1 tRNA gene and 1 rRNA gene are annotated in these 200 nt (G+C 50.0%); both read left to right on the forward strand.

Annotated features, from left to right (window positions below):
* A 5S ribosomal RNA gene (rrf, locus tag LQ615_RS13600) occupies window positions 1-85 on the forward strand; the annotation flags it as partial.
* 25 nt (window positions 86-110) lie between these two features.
* Window positions 111-186: transfer RNA gene (locus LQ615_RS13430), tRNA-Val, on the forward strand.
* The last annotated feature ends 14 nt before the right edge of the window (window positions 187-200 follow it).

Raw genomic sequence — 200 nt, forward strand, 5'->3', positions numbered from 1 at the left:
GTTCCCATGCCGAACACAGAAGTTAAGCTCTTTAGCGCCGATGGTAGTTGGGCTTACGTTCCGCGAGAGTAGGACGTTGCCGGGCAAATATAAAAATTACATATATAAATGGAGAATTAGCTCAGCTGGGAGAGCATCTGCCTTACAAGCAGAGGGTCGGCGGTTCGAACCCGTCATTCTCCACCATTTAGCCGGCCTAG

The sequence above is a fragment of the Mammaliicoccus sp. C-M13 genome, from assembly GCF_022386845.1.
GTDB lineage: Bacteria > Bacillota > Bacilli > Staphylococcales > Staphylococcaceae > Mammaliicoccus > Mammaliicoccus lentus.